General features: G+C 71.4%; 21 protein-coding genes. 12 read left to right on the top strand and 9 right to left on the bottom strand.

All coding sequences use genetic code 11. The features are described from left to right. The first annotated feature begins 203 nt into the window (after window positions 1–203). Complete coding sequence (locus JO379_RS23185) at window positions 204–1100, top strand: amino acid ABC transporter permease (protein ID WP_130880313.1); 897 nt, start codon at window positions 204–206, stop codon at window positions 1098–1100. Next, window positions 1097–1858, top strand: coding sequence for an amino acid ABC transporter ATP-binding protein (locus tag JO379_RS23180; protein WP_130879882.1), 762 nt, complete (start codon window positions 1097–1099; stop codon window positions 1856–1858). The genes JO379_RS23185 and JO379_RS23180 overlap by 4 nt, the downstream gene beginning before the upstream one ends. 81 nt (window positions 1859–1939) lie before the next feature. Here JO379_RS23180 and JO379_RS23175 read toward each other — a convergent pair whose 3' ends face one another. From JO379_RS23175 to JO379_RS23160, 4 genes are all read right to left on the bottom strand, one after another. Next, window positions 1940–2281, bottom strand: a complete 342-nt coding sequence (locus JO379_RS23175; RefSeq protein WP_130879881.1) for a hypothetical protein — start codon at window positions 2279–2281, stop codon at window positions 1940–1942. Between the two features lie 31 nt (window positions 2282–2312). Beyond that, the gene (locus JO379_RS23170) at window positions 2313–2669 is read right to left on the bottom strand and encodes a hypothetical protein (RefSeq protein ID WP_209516777.1); all 357 of its coding nucleotides are present in this window, start codon (window positions 2667–2669) and stop codon (window positions 2313–2315) included. Between the two features lie 31 nt (window positions 2670–2700). Further along, a complete protein-coding gene (locus JO379_RS23165; protein WP_130879879.1) occupies window positions 2701–3051 on the bottom strand; it encodes a hypothetical protein in 351 nt (116 codons plus the stop codon). Window positions 3052–3175: 124 nt separating this feature from the next. After that, window positions 3176–3934, bottom strand: coding sequence for a class I SAM-dependent methyltransferase (locus JO379_RS23160; protein WP_130879878.1), 759 nt, complete (start codon window positions 3932–3934; stop codon window positions 3176–3178). A gap of 102 nt (window positions 3935–4036) precedes the next feature. Between JO379_RS23160 and JO379_RS23155 the strand changes: the two genes are divergently transcribed. Further along, window positions 4037–4687, top strand: coding sequence for a CGNR zinc finger domain-containing protein (locus JO379_RS23155; protein WP_209516774.1), 651 nt, complete (start codon window positions 4037–4039; stop codon window positions 4685–4687). Here the strand turns inward: JO379_RS23155 and sodX are convergent. Further along, a complete protein-coding gene (gene sodX / locus JO379_RS23150; protein ID WP_207303998.1) occupies window positions 4570–5043 on the bottom strand; it encodes a nickel-type superoxide dismutase maturation protease in 474 nt (157 codons plus the stop codon). The two genes, JO379_RS23155 and sodX, sit on opposite strands and share 118 nt — an antisense overlap. Before the next feature lie 142 nt (window positions 5044–5185). On the opposite strand from sodX, the gene sodN reads away from it, so the two are divergent. Together sodN and JO379_RS23140 are read left to right on the top strand one after the other, a co-directional pair. Then, window positions 5186–5581: a superoxide dismutase, Ni gene (sodN, locus tag JO379_RS23145; protein WP_130879876.1), complete on the top strand. Its 396-nt coding sequence runs from the start codon at window positions 5186–5188 to the stop codon at window positions 5579–5581. 140 nt (window positions 5582–5721) lie between these two features. After that, window positions 5722–6195 carry a GNAT family N-acetyltransferase gene (locus JO379_RS23140; protein WP_209516772.1) on the top strand — a complete coding sequence of 158 codons (474 nt, stop codon included), beginning with the start codon at window positions 5722–5724 and terminating at the stop codon, window positions 6193–6195. A gap of 15 nt (window positions 6196–6210) precedes the next feature. On the opposite strand, the gene JO379_RS23135 is transcribed toward JO379_RS23140, so the two are convergent. After that, window positions 6211–7008, bottom strand: coding sequence for a phosphotransferase family protein (locus JO379_RS23135; RefSeq protein WP_130879874.1), 798 nt, complete (start codon window positions 7006–7008; stop codon window positions 6211–6213). Window positions 7009–7364: 356 nt separating this feature from the next. Between JO379_RS23135 and JO379_RS23130 the strand changes: the two genes are divergently transcribed. Both JO379_RS23130 and JO379_RS23125 read left to right on the top strand, forming a co-directional pair. Next, window positions 7365–8468 (top strand): hypothetical protein, encoded by a 1104-nt coding sequence (locus JO379_RS23130; RefSeq protein ID WP_209516770.1) that lies wholly within the window; start codon window positions 7365–7367, stop codon window positions 8466–8468. 74 nt (window positions 8469–8542) lie between these two features. Further along, window positions 8543–9214, top strand: coding sequence for a DUF3592 domain-containing protein (locus JO379_RS23125; RefSeq protein ID WP_207303980.1), 672 nt, complete (start codon window positions 8543–8545; stop codon window positions 9212–9214). A gap of 11 nt (window positions 9215–9225) precedes the next feature. Here JO379_RS23125 and JO379_RS23120 read toward each other — a convergent pair whose 3' ends face one another. Next, window positions 9226–10122, bottom strand: a complete 897-nt coding sequence (locus JO379_RS23120) for a LysR family transcriptional regulator (protein ID WP_209516767.1) — start codon at window positions 10120–10122, stop codon at window positions 9226–9228. 118 nt (window positions 10123–10240) lie between these two features. Here JO379_RS23120 and JO379_RS23115 point away from each other — a divergent pair, with 118 nt between their 5' ends. Beyond that, a complete protein-coding gene (locus JO379_RS23115) occupies window positions 10241–11416 on the top strand; it encodes an MFS transporter (protein ID WP_209516764.1) in 1176 nt (391 codons plus the stop codon). A gap of 124 nt (window positions 11417–11540) precedes the next feature. Beyond that, entirely contained in the window at window positions 11541–11981 is a 441-nt protein-coding gene (locus JO379_RS23110; protein ID WP_245381526.1) for an ATP-binding protein, read from the top strand. Between the two features lie 95 nt (window positions 11982–12076). Here the strand turns inward: JO379_RS23110 and JO379_RS23105 are convergent, their stop codons facing one another. Then, window positions 12077–12943, bottom strand: a complete 867-nt coding sequence (locus JO379_RS23105) for an RNA polymerase sigma factor SigF (RefSeq protein WP_130880311.1) — start codon at window positions 12941–12943, stop codon at window positions 12077–12079. 286 nt (window positions 12944–13229) lie between these two features. Here JO379_RS23105 and JO379_RS23100 point away from each other — a divergent pair, with 286 nt between their 5' ends. Continuing rightward, the gene (locus tag JO379_RS23100) at window positions 13230–13877 is read left to right on the top strand and encodes an HAD family acid phosphatase (protein WP_209516758.1); all 648 of its coding nucleotides are present in this window, start codon (window positions 13230–13232) and stop codon (window positions 13875–13877) included. 80 nt (window positions 13878–13957) lie between these two features. Here JO379_RS23100 and JO379_RS23095 read toward each other — a convergent pair whose 3' ends face one another. Further along, window positions 13958–14221 carry a GlsB/YeaQ/YmgE family stress response membrane protein gene (locus tag JO379_RS23095; RefSeq protein WP_130879868.1) on the bottom strand — a complete coding sequence of 88 codons (264 nt, stop codon included), beginning with the start codon at window positions 14219–14221 and terminating at the stop codon, window positions 13958–13960. Window positions 14222–14450: 229 nt separating this feature from the next. Here JO379_RS23095 and JO379_RS23090 point away from each other — a divergent pair, with 229 nt between their 5' ends. Both JO379_RS23090 and mgtA read left to right on the top strand, forming a co-directional pair. Then, a complete protein-coding gene (locus JO379_RS23090; RefSeq protein ID WP_242626292.1) occupies window positions 14451–14786 on the top strand; it encodes an ArsR/SmtB family transcription factor in 336 nt (111 codons plus the stop codon). Continuing rightward, window positions 14770–17424, top strand: a complete 2655-nt coding sequence (mgtA, locus tag JO379_RS23085) for a magnesium-translocating P-type ATPase (RefSeq protein WP_307842112.1) — start codon at window positions 14770–14772, stop codon at window positions 17422–17424. Before JO379_RS23090 ends, mgtA begins: the two co-directional genes overlap by 17 nt. Window positions 17425–17586: the final 162 nt, after the last annotated feature.

Here is a 17586-nt window from a genome sequence, read left to right as displayed (position 1 = left end):
CTTCCGACGACAAGGCTTCCGACGACAAGGCCGGCGACAAGAAGGCAGCCGACGAGAAGGCAGCCGAGGCGAAGGCCGACGCCAAGCCGTCGCTCGACAAGAAGAGCGGCGACGACGCGAAGGCCTCCGCCGGCAAGCGGACCGCCGCCGACACCCCGCCGCCCGGCAAGGGCAAGGGCACGGCCAAGACGGCCGCCGCGGCGATGCCGGAGGCCATCAAGGCCATCCCCGTCCGGCACTACGGCCGCTGGGTCTCCGCCGTCCTCGTGCTCGGTCTGCTGGCGCTGCTGGTGAACGCCTTCGCCACGGCGAACGTGAACTACAGCGCGATCCCCGACTACCTCTTCAATTCGACGGTCGTCGAGGGCCTCGGCAAGACGGTCCTGATCTCCGTGCTCGCGATGGTGCTGGGCCTCGTGCTCGGCATCCTGCTGGCCGTGATGCGGCTGTCGAAGAACCCGGTGACGTCGTCCGTCTCCTGGGCCTACATCTGGTTCTTCCGGGGCACCCCGGTCTACGTCCAGCTGCTGCTGTGGTTCAACCTCGCGCTGATCTTCCCGTACATCAATCTCGGTTTCATCTACCGGGACGAGATGAGCGACTTCATGACCCCGTTCATGGCCGCGCTGCTCGGCCTGGGGCTCAATGAGGCCGCGTACATGTCGGAGATCGTCCGTGCGGGCATCCAGTCGGTCGACGAGGGCCAGACCGAGGCCTCGCACGCGCTGGGCATGAACCAGGGCAAGACGCTGCGCCGCATCGTGCTGCCGCAGGCGATGCGGGTGATCGTGCCGCCGACCGGCAACGAGTTCATCAACATGCTCAAGACCTCGTCGCTGGCGGCGAGCGCGGCCCAGTACCTGGAGCTGCTGCGGTCCACCTCGGACATCGGCCAGACCACCGGCGCCACCGTGGAGATGCTCTTCCTCGCGGCCACCTGGTACCTGATCCTGACCAGCGTCTTCAGCGTCGGCCAGTACTACCTCGAGCGGCACTACGCCCGTGGCTCGCTGCGCAGCCTGCCGCTCACCCCGTGGCAGAAGGTCAAGAAGAACCTGGCCACCTTCAGCCACCGTTCCCCGGAAGGTATGAGCGCATGAACGCGATGGTGAAGGCCGAGGGCGTCCACAAGTCCTTCGGCGCCGCTCACATCCTCAAGGGCATCGACCTCGAGGTCGCCCCGCGTGAGGTGTTCTGCCTGATCGGCCCGTCCGGCTCCGGCAAGTCCACCTTCCTGCGGTGCATCAACCACCTGGAGAAGATCAACGCGGGTCGGCTGTCCGTCGACGGCGAGCTGGTCGGCTACCGCCAGAAGGGTGACAAGCTCTACGAGCTCAAGGACAGCGAGGTCGCCCTGAAGCGGCGGGACATCGGCATGGTGTTCCAGCGCTTCAACCTCTTCCCGCACATGACCGCGCTGGCCAACGTCATGGAAGCCCCCATGCAGGTCAAGGGGGTCTCCAAGTCGGTGGCCCGGGAGCGGGCGCTGAAGCTGCTGGACCGGGTGGGCCTCGCCGACAAGGCGGGCAACTACCCCTCCCAGCTCTCCGGCGGCCAGCAGCAGCGCGTGGCGATCGCCCGCGCGCTGGCCATGGAGCCGAAGCTGATGCTCTTCGACGAGCCGACCTCCGCGCTCGACCCGGAGCTGGTCGGTGACGTCCTGGACGTCATGCGGGGTCTGGCCGAGGACGGCATGACGATGATCGTCGTCACGCACGAGATGGGCTTCGCCCGCGAGGTCGGCGACGCGCTGGTCTTCATGGACAACGGCGTGGTGGTCGAGTCCGGCCACCCGCGCGACGTCCTGACCAACCCGCAGCACGACCGGACGAAGTCGTTCCTGTCGAAGGTGCTCTGACGGATCACCGCAATACGCACAGCGCGGGGGTACGGGCCGGGAAAGGCTCGTACCCCCGCGCTGTTCGGTGCCGGGGGCGGGTCAGTCCGTGTGGATGTGCACCACGGTCTTGGCGGAACCGAAGGTCGTCCCCTTGGTGAAGTTCACCTTGGTGCCGTCGTCGTAGATGACATAGCCGGAGTGGTCACCGGCCCTGCCGAAGATCGACGACGTCACATTGACGTCCAGGTCACCGGAGCCCTTGAAGCAGGCCCGCGGCCATATCGATACAAAGGCCTGGAACTGCAGCTGGCCGGCGCCCGAGGCGCACTCGACCGCCTTGAGGGGCGTGGTGGTGGCGTTCGCCGGAGCGATCGCGAGGGCCACGCCCGAAGCCGCGGCGAGCGCCACGGCGGCCGCCTTGGCCGACTTGAGGAAACGCATGGGTCGTCCTTCTCTCAGTGGTGGGCCGGGCTCAGTCGGTGTGGATGTGCACCGCGTTCTTCGAGCCGGTCTCGGTGGGCCGGAAGACGGCGCCCTTGGTGAACGACACCTTGCTGCCGTCCGCGAAGACCACATAGCCGGAGTGGTCACCGGCCCGCATGTAGAAGATGTAGTTCACGTTGATGTCCAGGTCCCCGGAACCCTTGAAACAGCCCATGGGCCACGGCTGGACGAAGCCTTCGAACTGGAACTGGGTGGTGTTCTCGCGGTCACACGTGACCGGCGCCAGCGGCGTGGTGGCGGCGTTCGCCGGAGCGGACGCGAGGGCCGCACCCGAAGCCGCGGCGAGCGCCACGGCGGCCAGCTTGGCCGACTTGACGAAACGCATGGGTCCTCCTTCTCTCAATCGTGGGCCGGGCTCAGTTGGTGTGGATGTGCACCACGGTCTTCCAGTCCGGGACGGTGATGTTCCCGCCACTGGTGAAGGACGACTTGGTGCCGTCCGCGAAGACGACGTAGCCGGAGTGGCTGCCGGCCCTGCCGTACATCGCGTTCTTGATCTCGACGTCCAGGTCACCGGAGCCCTTGTAACAGGCCAGGGGGAACATCGAGATGAAGCCCTCGAACTGAAGCTGAGTGGCGTCGGAACGGTTGCACGTGACCGACGTCAGCGACGTGGTGGCGGCGTTCGCCGGGGCGATCGCGAGCGCCGCACCCGAAGCCGCGGCGAGCGCCACGGCGGCCAGCTTGGCCGACTTGACGAAACGCATGGGTATCTCCTTTTCACAAAGGTGAGGAACCCGCTCATCGTCGGCGGCCGCTCGCTCGCGACACCACTCGGATTGCAGCTAACTGCCAGGAGAGAGAAGGAGGTTGACCTTTTCGGGCGCCGGGCTACTTGAGCGCGAGCACCATGGCATCGGAGGGCGAGCGCCACACCGTGCGGGCCTCCGCGAACCCGGCTTCGCGCAGGGTCGCCGCGTGCCAGTCGGCGGAGGGCGTCTCGCCTTCGGCGTGCTCGCCGTAGATCTCGAACCGCTCGGCGGTGGGCCCGGCCAGCACCGGATCGGCGGCGGCCAGCTCCCACCAGGCACGCCAGTCGAGGGCGCCCTCGGCCTTGGCGCGGTCCATGCGGGCGTGCCGCTGGGCGCGGTCGGCGGCGTTGATCCGGGGCGTCGCCTCGTCCGGCATGTGGTCGGCGTTGAGGAAGACGCCGCCCTCGCGGACGAGCCCGGCGAGCTGTCCGTACAGCGCGCGCAGTGGTTCGACGTGGAGCCAGTGCAGGGCGGTGGCGGTCAGGACGGCGTCGTAGGAGTCGTACGGCAGCTTGGCGGTCCAGGCGGGGTCGGTGAGGTCGGCGGTCACGAACGTCACGCGCGGCTCGTCGGCGAAGGTGCCGCGGGCGATGGCGAGCAGGGCGGGGTCGAGGTCGACGCCGACGGAGACGGCCTTGGGGAAGCGCTCCAGCAGCCGGCCGGAGATCGAGCCCGTGCCGCAGGCGAGGTCCAGCACCCGCGCCTCGGCCCCGGCGAAGGCCTCGACCATGTCGAGCATGACGCGGAACCGCTCCTCGCGGTCCGGGAGGTACCACTCCTGCTGGCGGTCCCAGCTGGTCTGCCAGGCGTTCCAGTCCGTGTTGGGCGTCTCGGTCATGGTGGTGCCTCCCACGCGCGCAGTCCTGTAATACCCTCGGTACTGAACCGACCATTACTGATCGACACCAGCGACCATAGACCGCCCCCGTAAGGACCACAAGTGGAACTGGCCTATTACTCGGACTATGCCGTGCGGCTGGTCAACAGCGAGGAGCCGACGCGCGGCACCGACGCGCTCACCTCCGTCGAGGCCGTGCGGGAGCTGTTCGGCGCGGGCGCCCAGGGCGCGCGGCGCGCGACCGACAGCGACGTCACCCGGCTGCGATCGGTCCGGGCCCGGCTGCGCTCGGTGTTCGAGGCGGCGTCCGAGGGCGACGAGGTGCGGGCCGTGGACCTGCTCAACGCGCTGCTGATGGAGTTCCCGGTCAGCCCCCAGGTGTCGGGCCACGAGTTCCGCGACGAGGACGGCCGTCCCAAGTGGCACATGCACATCGCCGACCACGCGGTGAACGCCGGCGCGTCCTACACCGCGACCGCCTGCATGGGCCTCGCCGTGCACCTCACGGAGTACGGGGTCGACCGCCTCGGCATCTGCCAGGCGAGCCCCTGCCGCAACGCCTACCTCGACACCTCCACCAACCGCTCGCGCCGCTACTGCTCCGACCGCTGCGCCACCCGCGCCAACGTCGCCGCCTACCGCGCCCGCAAGCGCCGCGAGAGCCAGGAAGCCGTGCGCCCGGAGGACGGCTCGGCCGTCAGCGGCCGCACGGCCGAGGCGATCCAGGACAGCAGCGCGACCGCCGACCGCTGACCCGCCCCGGGCGGCCGCCGCAGCCGCAGCCGGGCGCGGGCCACCACGAACTCGTCCGGCACGGTGCCGAACTCCCGGCTGTCGTTCTCCACCAGCGGGTTGTCCCCCACCACCCACCACCCGCCGGCCCGCCGCTCGACCGCGCGCTTGACGATCAGCAGATCCTGCCGGAACGGGTGCCGCAGCACCACCACGTCACCCGGCCGGACGGTCGCCCCGTACTGGACGAGGATCTGGTCCCCGGGGTTCAGCGTCGGCACCATCGACGGGTTGTAGACCTCGGCGAGCCCGATCCGCAGCAGTCCCCGACGCTCGCGCTCCAGCTCCTGACCGCGCTCGTCCACCTGCTCCTGCACCACGGCACCTCCCGGTCCGATCCGCCACCGGTCCCAGACTGTCACCGGTCTTTTGTCCTAAGCCCCCCGGGGCACCCGAGAAAAGCCTTCCCACACCGAGTAATCTCGCACCTGAGAAGACGATCACGAGGAAGGACAGCACATGCTTTCCCGCCTGTTCGCCCCCAAGGTGAAGGTCAGCGCCCACTGCGACCTCCCCTGCGGCGTGTACGACCCTGCCCAGGCCCGCATCGAGGCCGAGTCGGTCAAGGCAGTCCAGGAGAAGTACCTGGCCAACGAGGACGCGCACTTCCGCGCCCGCGCCACGGTCATCAAGGAGCAGCGCGCGGAGCTGGCCAAGCACCACGTCTCGGTGCTCTGGAGCGACTACTTCAAGCCCCCGCACTTCGAGAAGTACCCCCAGCTCCACCAGCTGGTCAACGACACCCTGAAGGCCCTGAGCACCGCCAAGGCCTCGACGGACCCGAAGACCGGTGAGAAGGCGCTGGAGCTCATCGCGGAGATCGACAAGATCTTCTGGGAGACGAAGAAGGCGTGACGTGGGCCTAGGCCCACTATTTGTCCGCACCCGGCCCGCGGGGGCTCCTGCTTCGGAGCCCCCGACGGTCCGGGTGCGGTCGTTTTCCGGCGCGGAAATCGGTTTGCCCCACCGTGCCGGCAAGAGCAAAGCTCGCCCCCATGACCGCAGATTTCCTCGTGCGTCCGGCCCGGCCGGCCGATGCCCGGACCTTGGCCGAGCTGCGTTGGACGTTCAAGCAGGAGGACTACGAGGGCCGACCGCCGGCTCCTGCCCGGCACCTGGAAGAGGCCGAGCACTGGATCCGCGACCGGATCGGCGACGGCCGCTGGTTGGCCTGGGTCACGGAGACCGACGGCGAAATCTGCGGTCACGTCTTCCTCTGTCTGGTGGAGCGGATGCCGGAGCCCTACGAGGACAACAATCCGGTCGGCTATGTCACGAACTTCTTCGTCATGCCGTCACAACGGAACAAAGGAGCGGGCTCGGCGCTCCTTGAGGCGCTGAAGCAGCACTCACGCGGCGCGGGCCTCGAAGGCCTGATCGTCTGGCCGTCGGAGCGCAGCACCCCGCTCTATCAGCGGTCCGGTTTCCAGCCTTCGGAGGAACTGCTGGAACTCGCACTCGACACCTGATGGGATCCACTTTCGTCACACCATGGTGAGCAGCGCGGCGAATCGGGCGTTGCTCGGGCGCGCCGCGGCCAGGCCGACGACGGTCTCCCACTGGCGGCAGTTCGCCGAGACGAACGCCGCCACGGCTCGGGGATCCGCCGAGGTCCAGCAGTCAAAACGGGCGGCCCATTTCCGGACGTCATCGGGGACGCAGTCGGCTTCGAGCAGCCGTACGGCCGTGTAGGCGACGTCCACCCAGGCGGGGCCGAGTGCGGGCGTCGCCCAGTCGACGAGATACGCCCGGTCGTCGGTGACCATGAGGTTGTGCGGGTGGGTGTCCGTGTGCAGGAGCGTCTCACCGTGCAGGAGGCGGAGTTCCCCGTGGCCGAGGAACCGCGTCCAACGGTCGGCGAACCTCGGTACGGCGGCGTCTCGCGGGGCGCGGACGGTCTGGGCCGTACGGAGTATCTCCGCGACCAGCGGCAGGTCGGCCGACCCGGGTGACAGATCCGCGTGCCGCCCCTCGACGTGCTCGAACCCGAGCAACTCCCAGCCGTCGGCCGCGATCCGCCAGCGGAGCCGGGGGCCGACGCCGAGGACGTACGGGTTGACCGCCGCTTCCCACCGCTGCGCGGCGCACGCCTCGGCGTCGCACAAGGGTGCGCCCTTCACGAACGTCGAACCCCGGGCCGTGGTCAGGCTGGTGGCCGTGGCGCAGTTGAGGCCGTGCGGGACGGTGCCCACGGCGACGACGGGCCCGGTGCGGGCTTCGACGGCGGCGCGGAGGGGACGGGGGAGGTCGTTCCAGTGAGTGCGGGGAGTGCGGGGTGTCATGACCTTTCCCCTGCTGGGTGGGGACTGCCCGCCCCCACCCACGGCCGGCCGGGCTACTGCGGTGTTCCGCACTTACGGCAGCGCGTCGCGCCGCTCCATTCGACCCAGTCGTGATCGCAATCGTCGCTCATGGCGCCCTCCTCGCATTCCGGTGATCGAGTGAAGGATCATCCGACGTCCTTGCACTGGGGAAAGCGGCTCGCTCGGGCTGCGTCGGCGACCAGGAGGTTCAGCCGTTCGACCGAGTTGGCGGCCCGGTCCCGGGCGCGATGGGAGCACATCAGCGCTCTGTGTGATGATGCGGACGCGTCCCCAGGGGAGCGGGTCGCGGACTACTGAACACCAGGGGGTTGGGGATGGGCGCGGGTACCGAGCCGGACGGTTCGTCCAGGTCCGACGAGGAGTGGGAGCGGTTCCTGCGCGAGTCGGTCGCGGGTGCCGCCGACGCGCCCAAGGAGCCGTCGGCGCGGGCCCGCATCGTGGCGAAGCGGCTGCGCGCGGAGCCCGACCGCGCCCCGGAGGGCTGGCGCAGCTATACGCCCGCGCGGCCCAAGCGGCGCACGGGTTGGTACGTGGTCGGGCTGCTGGCCTCGCTGGTGCTGCTGGTGGTGGCGCTCGTGCCGGGGCGGATAGTGGACCTGTTCGCCGGTGACGACCCTGACTCCCCGTCGTCGGCGGCCGAGACCGCCCGCCCGGCCCAGGCGCCCCCGGCGGGGGCGGCCCAACGCCCCACCAAGGACCAACCGTTCCGTGGCTCCCCGGCGGCGAGCTGGGTGAGCGGAGCGGCGGGGATCACCGTGCCGAAGGCCGGGGCGGTCGGCTGGATGAGCGCGGCCGAGGTCGAGCGGGCCCTCGCCCGCAGCCGGGACTTCCTTGTCGCGTCCGGCCTGGACCGCGAGGTGCTGCGGGGCGAGCGCCCCGAGAAGGCGATCGCACTGATCAACCCGCACCAGACGGACGTCCAGGACCTTCTGAAAACCGCTTTTCGGACCCCGAGCGAGAAGAACGACCCCCTCCTCCTCTTCAGCCGCTTCCAGCCCTCCCGCACCCAACTGGTCGGCGACGTGGTGAAGACCCGGGGCCGGCTCACCTACCGGGAGGGCGAGCGCGGCGCGCTCCAGGTGACCGCCGACGTCACCTTCGTCTACCCGGTCACCCGCGCGGATGCCGACGGCGACGACGACGAGATCGTGCGCACGATCGTCCGGCGCGAGCTGGTCCTGAGCTGGGACGACCCCGACAAGGTGATCACGGAGCCGGGCACGTTCTCGATCGTCTCGAACAAGTACGACATGACCAACGGCGGCTGCGGCGCCCCCACGGGCTACTTCACCCCGCCCTTCGGCACGGACCGCCGGGCGGACGAGGCCGGCACGGAGGTCGACCCGTACGACCGCAGCACGCCGGTCGGGCGTGACGAGTCCTCCGGGGAGGAGTGCCGGAGAGCGACGCGGTCCTAGCATGCCTAACCATTAGCTCCCAAAGGCCGTCCCCCTGTTGGATGTAGGCATACATCCACACAATCGGGGGACTCATGTTCGATGTCTTCGCCCTGGCGCTGCCCAGTCTGCTGGCCGCCGGCGGTATCGCGGCGATGATCTGGGCGGTCGTCCGGTTACGGCGGCTCAGATCCGCCTGGCGCAGCGGGCTCACCGCCGACGCCGTCTGTCTGCGTTCGTACGCGACCACGCGGACCCGGCGGAACGGCATGCACCGCAGCAGCACCACCACGCTGACGCACCTCTACGAGTTCAGCACTCCCGAGGGGCAGACGCTGCGCTTCGAGGAGTCGGGTGGGCCGTCGTCGGTCGTCCCCGGGGACACGGTCCCCGTGCGCTACCCGGCCGGGCGGCCCGACCGGGCGACCGCGATTCCGCCCGGTGACACGAAGACGCTGGTGGGCATCGGCGTACTGCTCGCCTTCCTCACCGTCTTCATCACCGCTTGCGTGGGGTTCGGCATCTTCTACCTGACCGTCTTCGGCGGTTTGAAGGACAAGGCCAAGGACGTCATCGAACGGTCGGAGGACGGGGTGAACGCCCCCGCCCACAGCCCCAGCGCCCCCGCTCTGCCCACCGGCCCGCCGGAAGACTTTCCCACCGGGCCGCCGGACGGCTTCCCCACCGGGCCGCCGGACGGCTTCCCGACCGGCCCGCCCAAGGGCTTCCCGACCGATCTGCCCACCGGCTTCCCCGACGAGCGATAGTCAGTCAGCGGTCACCGCGCCTCCGCGGCAGCGGCCACCGCGGCGGCGAAGGCCCGCAGCCGGGCCGTGTCCGCGTCGCGGCGGCGGACGAGGCCGAGAGCCGAGTCCGGCAGGCCGGTGACGGGCACGAAGGTGATGTCGCCCCGGCCGTGGTAGTCGGCCGTCGGCCGGCACAGCAGCATTCCGCCACGGTTCGCCGCGACCTGCGTCAGGCCCTCCTGGAGCGTGGTCACCAGCGGGCCCCGGGGTACGGGCCGCCCGCCGGGCGTCACCGCCGGGGCCTGGGCCTCGCGCCAGTAGCCGGGCGCGGTGCCGGCGGGGGCGACGAGGGGGCAGTCGGCGAGGTCCTCGGCGGACAGCGAGGAGCGGTCGGCGAAGGGATGGCGTACCGACACGGCGAGGGTCTGCCGCTGCCGGGAGAAGACCGGGCCGAGCGCGAGGCCCGGCTCCCGCACGGGCAACAGCACGATGGCGGTGTCGACCTCGCCCCGGTGGACCGCGCCGAACGGGTCGGACAGCGGGATCTCCGTAATGTCGACCGCACACCCCGGGTGGTCCCGCTGGAAGGCGTCGATGGCCGCCATGACCCGGCCGTCGGCCGTGCCCTGGAAACCGACCCTCAGCCGGCCCGCCACCCCGCGCGCGGCTTCGCGGGCCTCCTCGACCGTGCCCTTGAGCGCGTCGTAGGCGGGCCGCAGCCCGGCGAGGAAGCTCTCGCCGAGCGGGGTGAGGGCGACCCGGCGGCTGGTGCGCTCGAACAGGCGCGCGCCGATACGGGTCTCCAGCGCCCGCAACAGCTGACTGACCCGGCTCTGCGTCAGATACAGCCGCTCGCCGGTGCGGCCGAAGTGCAACTCCTCGGCGAGCACCAGGAAGCACTCCAGCTCCCGCAATTCCACGCGTCCCACTCCCCCGGCCGTCATCCCCGAGCCCTGATCGATATGAGCCCTGATCGATGAGCCCTGCTCATGGAAGCGTGAGACATCCGGCGTTGTTCCCGGGGGCGCGGCTGCCGAGGCTGGGCACATGTCGAAGATCAACGAATCCGCGGGTGGCTGGCCCGCCGTCACGGCGGTCGCCGCCGCCACGTTCTCGGTCGTCACGACCGAGATGCTGCCGGTCGGACTGCTCACCCCGATCGGGGCCGACCTCGGTGTCTCGGCCGGTACGGCCGGGCTCACGATGACGGTTCCCGGGCTGGTGGCCGCGGTGGCCGCGCCCCTGGTCACGGCGGCGGCGGGGCGCTGGGACCGGCGGTGGGTGCTGGTCGCCCTGATGGGGCTGCTGGCGGCGGCGAATCTGCTGTCGGCGTGCGCGACGGACATCACGGTGCTGGTGGCGCTGCGGGTTCTGGTGGGGGTCTGCATCGGCGGCGTCTGGGCCGTCGCGGCGGGGCTGGCGGTACGGCTCGTACCGGAGGGGTCCGTCGGGCCCGCCACCTCACTGATCTTCAGCGGGATCGCGGTGGCGTCGGTGCTGGGCGTACCGGCCGGCACGCTGACCGGCGAACTCGGCGGCTGGCGGGCCTCCTTCGCCGTCATGGGGGCCGTGTCGCTGGCCGTCGCGGCCGCGCTCGCCGTGACGCTGCCGCCGCTGCCCGCCGAACGGGCGGCCCGGCTCGGGGACGTCCCGGAACTGCTGCGGCACGCGCGCGTGCGGGTCGGGCTGCTCGTCATCCTGCTGCTGGTGACCGGGCACTTCGCGGGTTACACCTTCGTGCGGCCCGTGCTGGAGCGGGTGCCGGGGACCGACGCCGGGCTGATCACCGCGTTGCTGCTGGCGTACGGAGTGGCGGGCGTGGCCGGGAACTTCCTCGCCGGGGCGGCGGTCGTACGCGGCCCCCGCACGGTCCTGGTGGTGATCTGCGCGGCACTGGGTCTGGTGATGCCGGCGGTGACGGTCGCCGGAGGCGGTCCGGTGGGGGCGGCCGTGCTGATGGTCGTGTGGGGGCTGGCCTACGGAGGGGTGTCGGTCAGCACACAGAGCTGGCTGCTGGCGGCGGCGCCCGGAGCGCGGGAGACGGCCTCGGCGCTGTTCGTCGCGGTGTTCAACGTGGCGATCTCGCTGGGGGCGCTGCTGGGCGGCCGGGCCGTGGACACGGTCTCGCTGTCCGGCGCGCTGTGGCTGGGCGGCCTGCTGGCGGCGGGGGCGCTGGTGACGGCGGCCGCGACGCGGGCGGCGCGGCCTGCCGTACGGGTGTGAGGTGCCCCGTACGGGTGTGAGGTGGCCGTCACACGTACGGGCGGTGGACGGCCCGCGCCGGCGCGCGGTAATGAGCCGCTGATCGCTGGGTATGCGTCGGGGTGGACCGAGAAGGAGCCGCCAGATGGTTGTCATCGAATCCCCCGAGGGGGACGCCGCCGGGGCCCGCCACGCGACGGCGGAGTTCCTGGCCCGGCACTGCCCGTGGGCCGACCTCGAGGCCGTCGTGCTCGTCGTCTCCGAGCTGGTCGCCAACGCCATCCGGCACACGGACGGCTGGTGGCGGCTGTGCGTACGGGCCGCCAGAGGGCTCCTCGTGGTGGAGATCGCCGACGCCAGCCCCCGGCCGCCGGAGCCGCGCGCGCCGAGCCTCACCGGCGGCGGTGGGTTGGGCTGGCACATGGTGCAGCGGCTGGCCACCCGGGTGGAGGTGGACCAGCGCCCGGAGGGCAAGACGGTGCGGGCCACATGGCTGCGGCCCGCACCGTCCATGCCGACACCGACAGGGCCGTCGGCTGATGCTGACAGGACGCTGACAGGAGTACGGACAGGAGTACGAGGCTGACAGGAGTACGAGGAGGCGGCTGACGGGCGGCCCGGCCGGTCCCCGCACCGTCAGCCGGTCCCCGCGCCGTCAGCCGAAGCCGTTCCCCCCGATCGCTACACCCGCCCCAGCAGTCCCGCCCGTAGCTTCGTCAGAATGCGGGCCAGCAGCCGCGACACGTGCATCTGCGAGATACCCAGCTCCGCGCCGATCTCCGACTGCGTCATCTCGCCGCCGAAGCGCATGCGCAGGATCTCCCGGTCGCGCTCGCTCAGATTGGCGATCAGCGGCTTGAGCGCGTGCACGTTCTCCACGCCCTCCAGGGCAGGGTCCAGCTCGCCGAGCCGGTCGGCGTAGGTGGCGCCGGCCTGTTCGGAGCCCTCGTCGACGGGGGCGTCGATCGACCCGGCGGTGTAGCCGTTGCTCGCGACGATCCCCTCTATGACCTCTTCCTGGCTCAGCCCGAGGTATTCGGCGAGCTCGGCGGCGGTCGGGGTGTGATCGAGGCTCTGGGAGAGTTCTCCGGTGGCCTTGGCGAGGTCGACGCGCAGTTCCTGAAGACGGCGGGGCACGTGCACGGACCAGCTCGTGTCCCGGAAGTGACGCTTGATCTCGCCCACGATGTAGGGGACGGCGAAGGTGGTGAACTCCACCTCGCGCGCCAGGTCGAAGCGGTCGATCGCCTTGATCAGTCCTATGGTGCCGACCTGGACGATGTCCTCCATCTGGTCGCCCCGGCTGCGGAAGCGCGACGCCGCGAAGCGCACGAGCGAGAGATTGATTTCGATCAGGGTGTTCCGCGCGTACTGGTATTCGTGCGTGCCCTCTTCGAGCTCCTGGAGCCGGTCGAAGAAGATCTTCGACAGATCTCGGGCGTCGCGCGGGGCCACAGTGGTCGCGTCCTCGATATACGGCAGCCCCCCGACCGCTTCTTCGGACCGCTGCGTAGCAGCCGCAGAAAGCTCTGTCGCAGATGCCGTGATGGTCACGTCGTCCTCCCCGGGTCCGTGTATTGGCTCAGGTCCGCCTACCCGACCCCAACGCGAGCATGCCTGCCTGTTTCGCCGGAGGCGGAATTAGCGGAATGGGAGGATTCGCCAGGGAAGTTGAGGGGCCGTCGGGAAGGTGGACGCCGGGCGGGACGAACGGGTTGGGCGAGACGAGCAGAGGCAGGAAGAGGTCAGAGGGACAGGAGAGGGAGGCCAACTGTTACCCGCCGGTCAGTTCGCCTTTCCCTGCCGGCCACTGCCGAACGTGAACATGCCACGCATGACCGCAACGATCCGGGCCCGCCGCGCCGCCGTCACCACGGCCGTCACCACCCTGGCCCTGGGCGCGACTCTCGCCTCCGCCCCCGCCCAGGCCGCCGCCACGAGCAGCTCCGAGAACACCGCGCGGACCTCCGGCACCGCCGGGCTCAAGGGCGTCGACTACGACACCTGGCAGCGTGATGTGAAGGCCGTCATCGACGAGGCGCGCCCCTACGTCACCGAGCGCACCCGCGACCCGCGCGGCCGGAAGCAGGCCGTCGTCCTCGACATCGACAACAGCTCGCTGGAGACCGACTTCCACTGGACGACCTTCCCCACCCCGGCCATCCGGTCGGTCCTGGAGCTGGTCCGGTACGCGCACGAGCGCGGCGCCGCCGTCTTCTTCGTCACCGCGCGGCCCGGCATCCTCGAGTCCGTCACCGCCTACAACCTCCGCGCGGTGGGCTACCCGGTCAGCGGGGTGTACGTACGCCACTTCCCGGACCTCTTCCAGGGCGTGAGCACGTACAAGACCGCGAAGCGGGCGGAGATCGAGGCGAAGGGGTACACGATCATCGCCAACATCGGGAACAACACCACCGATCTGGTGGGCGGTCACGCGGAGCGGACCTTCAAGCTGCCCGACTACGACGGCAAGCTGTCCTGAGCCCCGCCGGTGCCGGGCGCGGCGGACGCGGCGGCGGGGGCCGAGCTCAGGACAGCACGGGGAGCGCCGATCAGTAGAGGTCAGGCACGGGACTTGCTGCGGTCCAGGGCGTATACGCCCAGCGCGGCCAGAGCGATCTGGATGAGCCACTTGATCCAGTCCACGCCCTTGGTGTCGCCCACGCCCAGCAGGTGGGCGAGGTAGGCACCGACGAAGGCGGCGACGATGCCGACGGCGATCGTCCACAGCACTCCGATGTTCTGCCGTCCCGGGACCGCCAGACGGCCCAGGACGCCGATGATGATGCCGATCACAATCGCACTGATAACGCCTGAGATTTCCACGACTTCCCCTTTGCAGCCGGTTTCCTCGTGTTAGGTCTGCCCAGCCGCGACGGGCGCATGTCAGCACGTTGTCCCCGGTCGGGGTGCCTAGACTGGTCCTTCCCGGGCGCGGTGATGCCCGAGAGGGACGGGAGATCGGACAGTGGCCGCAGGCGCCGGAAGCTTCGAGAGCTTCGAAGGGGGCTTCGACGACCCGTCGGTCGATCCGTCGGGCGATCCGTCGCCGGAGGTGCTGGCCGAGGCCGCCGCCGCGTTCGGGCTGCTCGCGTCCTCCGCCCGGCTGCACCTGGTCTGGGCGCTGGCCCAGGGCGAGAGCGATGTGAGCGGGCTCGCCGAGCGGGTGGGCGGCGCGCTGCCCGCCATCAGCCAGCACCTGGCGAAGCTGAAGCTCGCGGGGCTGGTGCGGTCCCGGCGCGAGGGGCGCCGTGTGGTGTACCTCGTGGACGACCCGCATGTGGTGACGATCGTCCGGCTCATGGTCGGCCAGCTCGCCGACCGCAGGGCCGAGGGCGCCGGTACGCACCCCGGTGCCCGGGCCGGGCGCCTTCGTGGCCTGGGCGCCTGAGGCCCGTACGGCGGCCGTGCGCGGCGCGGACGGCACGACGCTCGAAGTGCTGCGCGCGCTGGAGAGCGGGCCGCGCGGGCTGGTGGAGGAAGAGGCCGAGGAGCGGCTCGTCCGGCACGGCGAGAACACCTTTCCCGGGCGCCGCCCGGACTCCTGGCCGCGCCGTTTCGCCCGCAGCCCCCGTGATCCCTTCACCGCCGTCCTCCTCGTCCTCGGGCTGGTCTCGGCGGCCGTGGCGGCGTGGGGTACGGCCTGCGTCATCGCCGTCCTGGTCCTGGTCAGCTGTGTGCTGCGCACCACGGGCGAGCACCGCGCCGACCGCAGTGCGGCCGCGCTCCGCGACCTCCTCGCCACCACGGCGACCGTCCGCCGCCGCGCCACGGCCGCCTCGCCGCCGCTGACCCGCGAACTGCCCGTCGACCAGCTCGTACCGGGCGATGTCGTCCTCCTCGCCCCGGGCGATGTGGTCCCCGCCGACCTGCGCCTGCTGCGCACCACGGCCCTCACCGTGCACGAGGCCACCCTGACGGGCGAGTCGGCGCCGGTGGAGAAGTTCGTGGACGCCGACGGGCCGGGGGACGGCGGGTCCCCCGTGCTCCCGCTCGGCCACCCGCACCTCTGCTTCCAGGGCAGCAGCGTCGTCTCCGGTAACGGCAGCGGTGTGGTCGTCGCCACCGGGGCCCGCACCGTGCTGTCCGGTGCCCTGCCGCGCGCCGGCGGGCGGTCCCGGCCGCCGAGCCCGTTCGACCGCTCGGTGAACGGCATCGCGTGGACGCTCATCCGCTTCACGCTGCTCACCGCGCCGCTCGTGCTGATCGTGAGCGCCCTGCTGCGCGGGCGGGGGCTGGAGACGCTGCCGTTCGCCGTGGCGGTGGCGGTGGGGCTGACGCCCGAGATGCTGCCGGTCGTCGTGACGACCGCGCTGGCGCGCGGTGCCGCGCTGCTCGCGCGCGACGGGGAGGTGATCGTCAGACGGCTGCCCGCGCTGCACGACCTCGGCGCGGTCGACGTGCTGTGCGTCGACAAGACCGGGACCCTCACCGAGGATCGGCCCGTCCTCGCGCTCTGCGAGGGCCCGGACGGCCGCGCGAACCCCGAAGTGCTGCGTTGGGCCGCCGTCAACGCCCTGTGGACCCTGCACCTTTCCGAGCTGCCCGTGCCCGATGCCCTGGACGAGGCGATCCTCGACGCGGCCGAGGAGGCGGCCGGGGAGGGCGCGCCAGGCGGCGGCTTCGAGGAGTTCGAGGGCCTCGAAGCCCTGCCCTGCGGGCCCGGCCGGCGGCTGTCGACCGCTGTCGTGCGCCCGCCGGGCGATCCCCGTTTCGCCCTGGCGGCCCGCCACACGCTCGTCGTCAAGGGCGCGCCCGAGGACGTCCTGGACCGCTGTGCCCAGGCGGGCGGTGCGGAACTGGGCGCCGACGGGCGGGAGCGGCTCGCCCGCCGCGCCGGGGAGCTGGCCGCCGGGGGGCTGCGCGTGCTCGCCGTCGCCCGCGCCACGCGCCCGGCCCGTACCCGCCCGTACACCCCGGCCGACGAACGGGACCTGGACTTCGTCGGCTTCGTCGCGCTGAGCGACGCGCCCGCGCCCACCGCCGCCGAGGCGCTCGCCGTCCTCGCCCGCCACGGGGTGGACGTGAAGGTCCTCACCGGGGACCACCCGGGCACCGCCGCCCGCGTCTGCCGTGAGCTGGGCCTGGCCCCGGGCGAGGTGGTCACCGGGGAGCGGATCGACGCCCTGGCCGATGCGGAGCTGGCCCGCCTCGCCGCGCGCACCACCGTCTTCGCGCGGTGCGCGCCCGAGCACAAGGCCCGGGTCGTCCGGGCGCTACGGGCCGCCGGCCACACCACCGGCTTCCTCGGTGACGGGGTCAACGACCTGGCCGCGACGGTCGCCGCCGACGTGGGGATCTGCCCGCGCGACGGGGTGGACGTGGTGCGGGAGGCCGCCGATGTGGTGCTGGCGTCGAAGGACCTCACGGCCCTCGACCGGGCGATCGTCGCCGGGCGGCGCAGCACCGGCAATATCGCCGCCTATCTGCGGATCGCCCTGTCGTCCAACGTCGGCAATGTCATCGCGATGCTGGTGGCCGGGCTGCTGCTGCCGTTCCTGCCGATGCTCCCGGCGCAGGTGCTGGTGCAGAACCTGTGCTTCGACGCCGCGCAGCTGGCGCTCGCCTTCGACCGGCCCGCGCCGGGCGCCCATCTGCGCCCGGCACTGCTGCGGCCGCGTGCGCTGCTGCGCTTCGTGACGGGCTTCGGGCTGCTCAACGCGGTCGCGGACCTGGCCACGTTCGGGGTGCTGGCGCTGGCCCTGCGGTCGATGGGGCCAGAGGAGGGGCAGTTTGCGTTCCACGCGGGCTGGTTCACGGAGAACTTGCTGACGCAGGCGCTGGTGATGCTGCTGTTGCGGTCGGGCCGGCACGCGGCCGAGGGCGGCCGCGTGCCGGGCCCGATCCGGCTGGCGACGGCGGCGCTGGCAGTGGTCGGCCTGCTGCTGCCCCTGTCCCCGCTGGGCCCGCCGCTGTCCATGACACCGCTGCCGCCGCTGTATTACGGGCTGTTGGCGCTGGTGCTGGTGGTGTACGGGTTGCTTTTGGCGGCTGCGCGGGCGCGCCAATCAAGCCCGTCCGGCGTTTGAGGACGCGCCCGCAGGGCGCCCACCGCCGCAGGCGGTCAGACGGCTCGCAGCCGATCCTCAATGCGTCGATACCTGCGGGCTGTGGCGGGCGCACCACCGCTGCGCGGCGGTGTCCACAATCGCCGGACGGGCTGGTTGTGGCTGAGCTCAGCCACAACCAGC

It is taken from the genome of Streptomyces syringium, assembly GCF_017876625.1.
GTDB classification, from domain to species: Bacteria; Actinomycetota; Actinomycetes; order Streptomycetales; family Streptomycetaceae; genus Streptomyces; species Streptomyces syringius.
The sequence above is the reverse complement of the archived record's forward strand: the minus strand, read 5'-3'. Positions and strand labels throughout refer to the sequence as shown.

What these genes read in the sequence shown, in the direction of transcription:
- JO379_RS23185 (WP_130880313.1), top strand. Translation starts at nt 204, where the DNA reads ATGCCGGAGGCCATCAAGGCCATCCCCGTCCGGCACTACGGCCGCTGG.
- JO379_RS23180 (WP_130879882.1), top strand. Translation starts at nt 1,097, where the DNA reads ATGAACGCGATGGTGAAGGCCGAGGGCGTCCACAAGTCCTTCGGCGCC.
- JO379_RS23175 (WP_130879881.1), bottom strand. Translation starts at nt 2,281, where the DNA reads ATGCGTTTCCTCAAGTCGGCCAAGGCGGCCGCCGTGGCGCTCGCCGCG.
- JO379_RS23170 (WP_209516777.1), bottom strand. Translation starts at nt 2,669, where the DNA reads ATGCGTTTCGTCAAGTCGGCCAAGCTGGCCGCCGTGGCGCTCGCCGCG.
- JO379_RS23165 (WP_130879879.1), bottom strand. Translation starts at nt 3,051, where the DNA reads ATGCGTTTCGTCAAGTCGGCCAAGCTGGCCGCCGTGGCGCTCGCCGCG.
- JO379_RS23160 (WP_130879878.1), bottom strand. Translation starts at nt 3,934, where the DNA reads ATGACCGAGACGCCCAACACGGACTGGAACGCCTGGCAGACCAGCTGG.
- sodN (WP_130879876.1), top strand. Translation starts at nt 5,186, where the DNA reads ATGCTTTCCCGCCTGTTCGCCCCCAAGGTGAAGGTCAGCGCCCACTGC.
- JO379_RS23140 (WP_209516772.1), top strand. Translation starts at nt 5,722, where the DNA reads ATGACCGCAGATTTCCTCGTGCGTCCGGCCCGGCCGGCCGATGCCCGG.
- JO379_RS23135 (WP_130879874.1), bottom strand. Translation starts at nt 7,008, where the DNA reads ATGACACCCCGCACTCCCCGCACTCACTGGAACGACCTCCCCCGTCCC.
- JO379_RS23130 (WP_209516770.1), top strand. Translation starts at nt 7,365, where the DNA reads ATGGGCGCGGGTACCGAGCCGGACGGTTCGTCCAGGTCCGACGAGGAG.
- JO379_RS23125 (WP_207303980.1), top strand. Translation starts at nt 8,543, where the DNA reads ATGTTCGATGTCTTCGCCCTGGCGCTGCCCAGTCTGCTGGCCGCCGGC.
- JO379_RS23115 (WP_209516764.1), top strand. Translation starts at nt 10,241, where the DNA reads ATGTCGAAGATCAACGAATCCGCGGGTGGCTGGCCCGCCGTCACGGCG.
- JO379_RS23110 (WP_245381526.1), top strand. Translation starts at nt 11,541, where the DNA reads ATGGTTGTCATCGAATCCCCCGAGGGGGACGCCGCCGGGGCCCGCCAC.
- JO379_RS23100 (WP_209516758.1), top strand. Translation starts at nt 13,230, where the DNA reads ATGACCGCAACGATCCGGGCCCGCCGCGCCGCCGTCACCACGGCCGTC.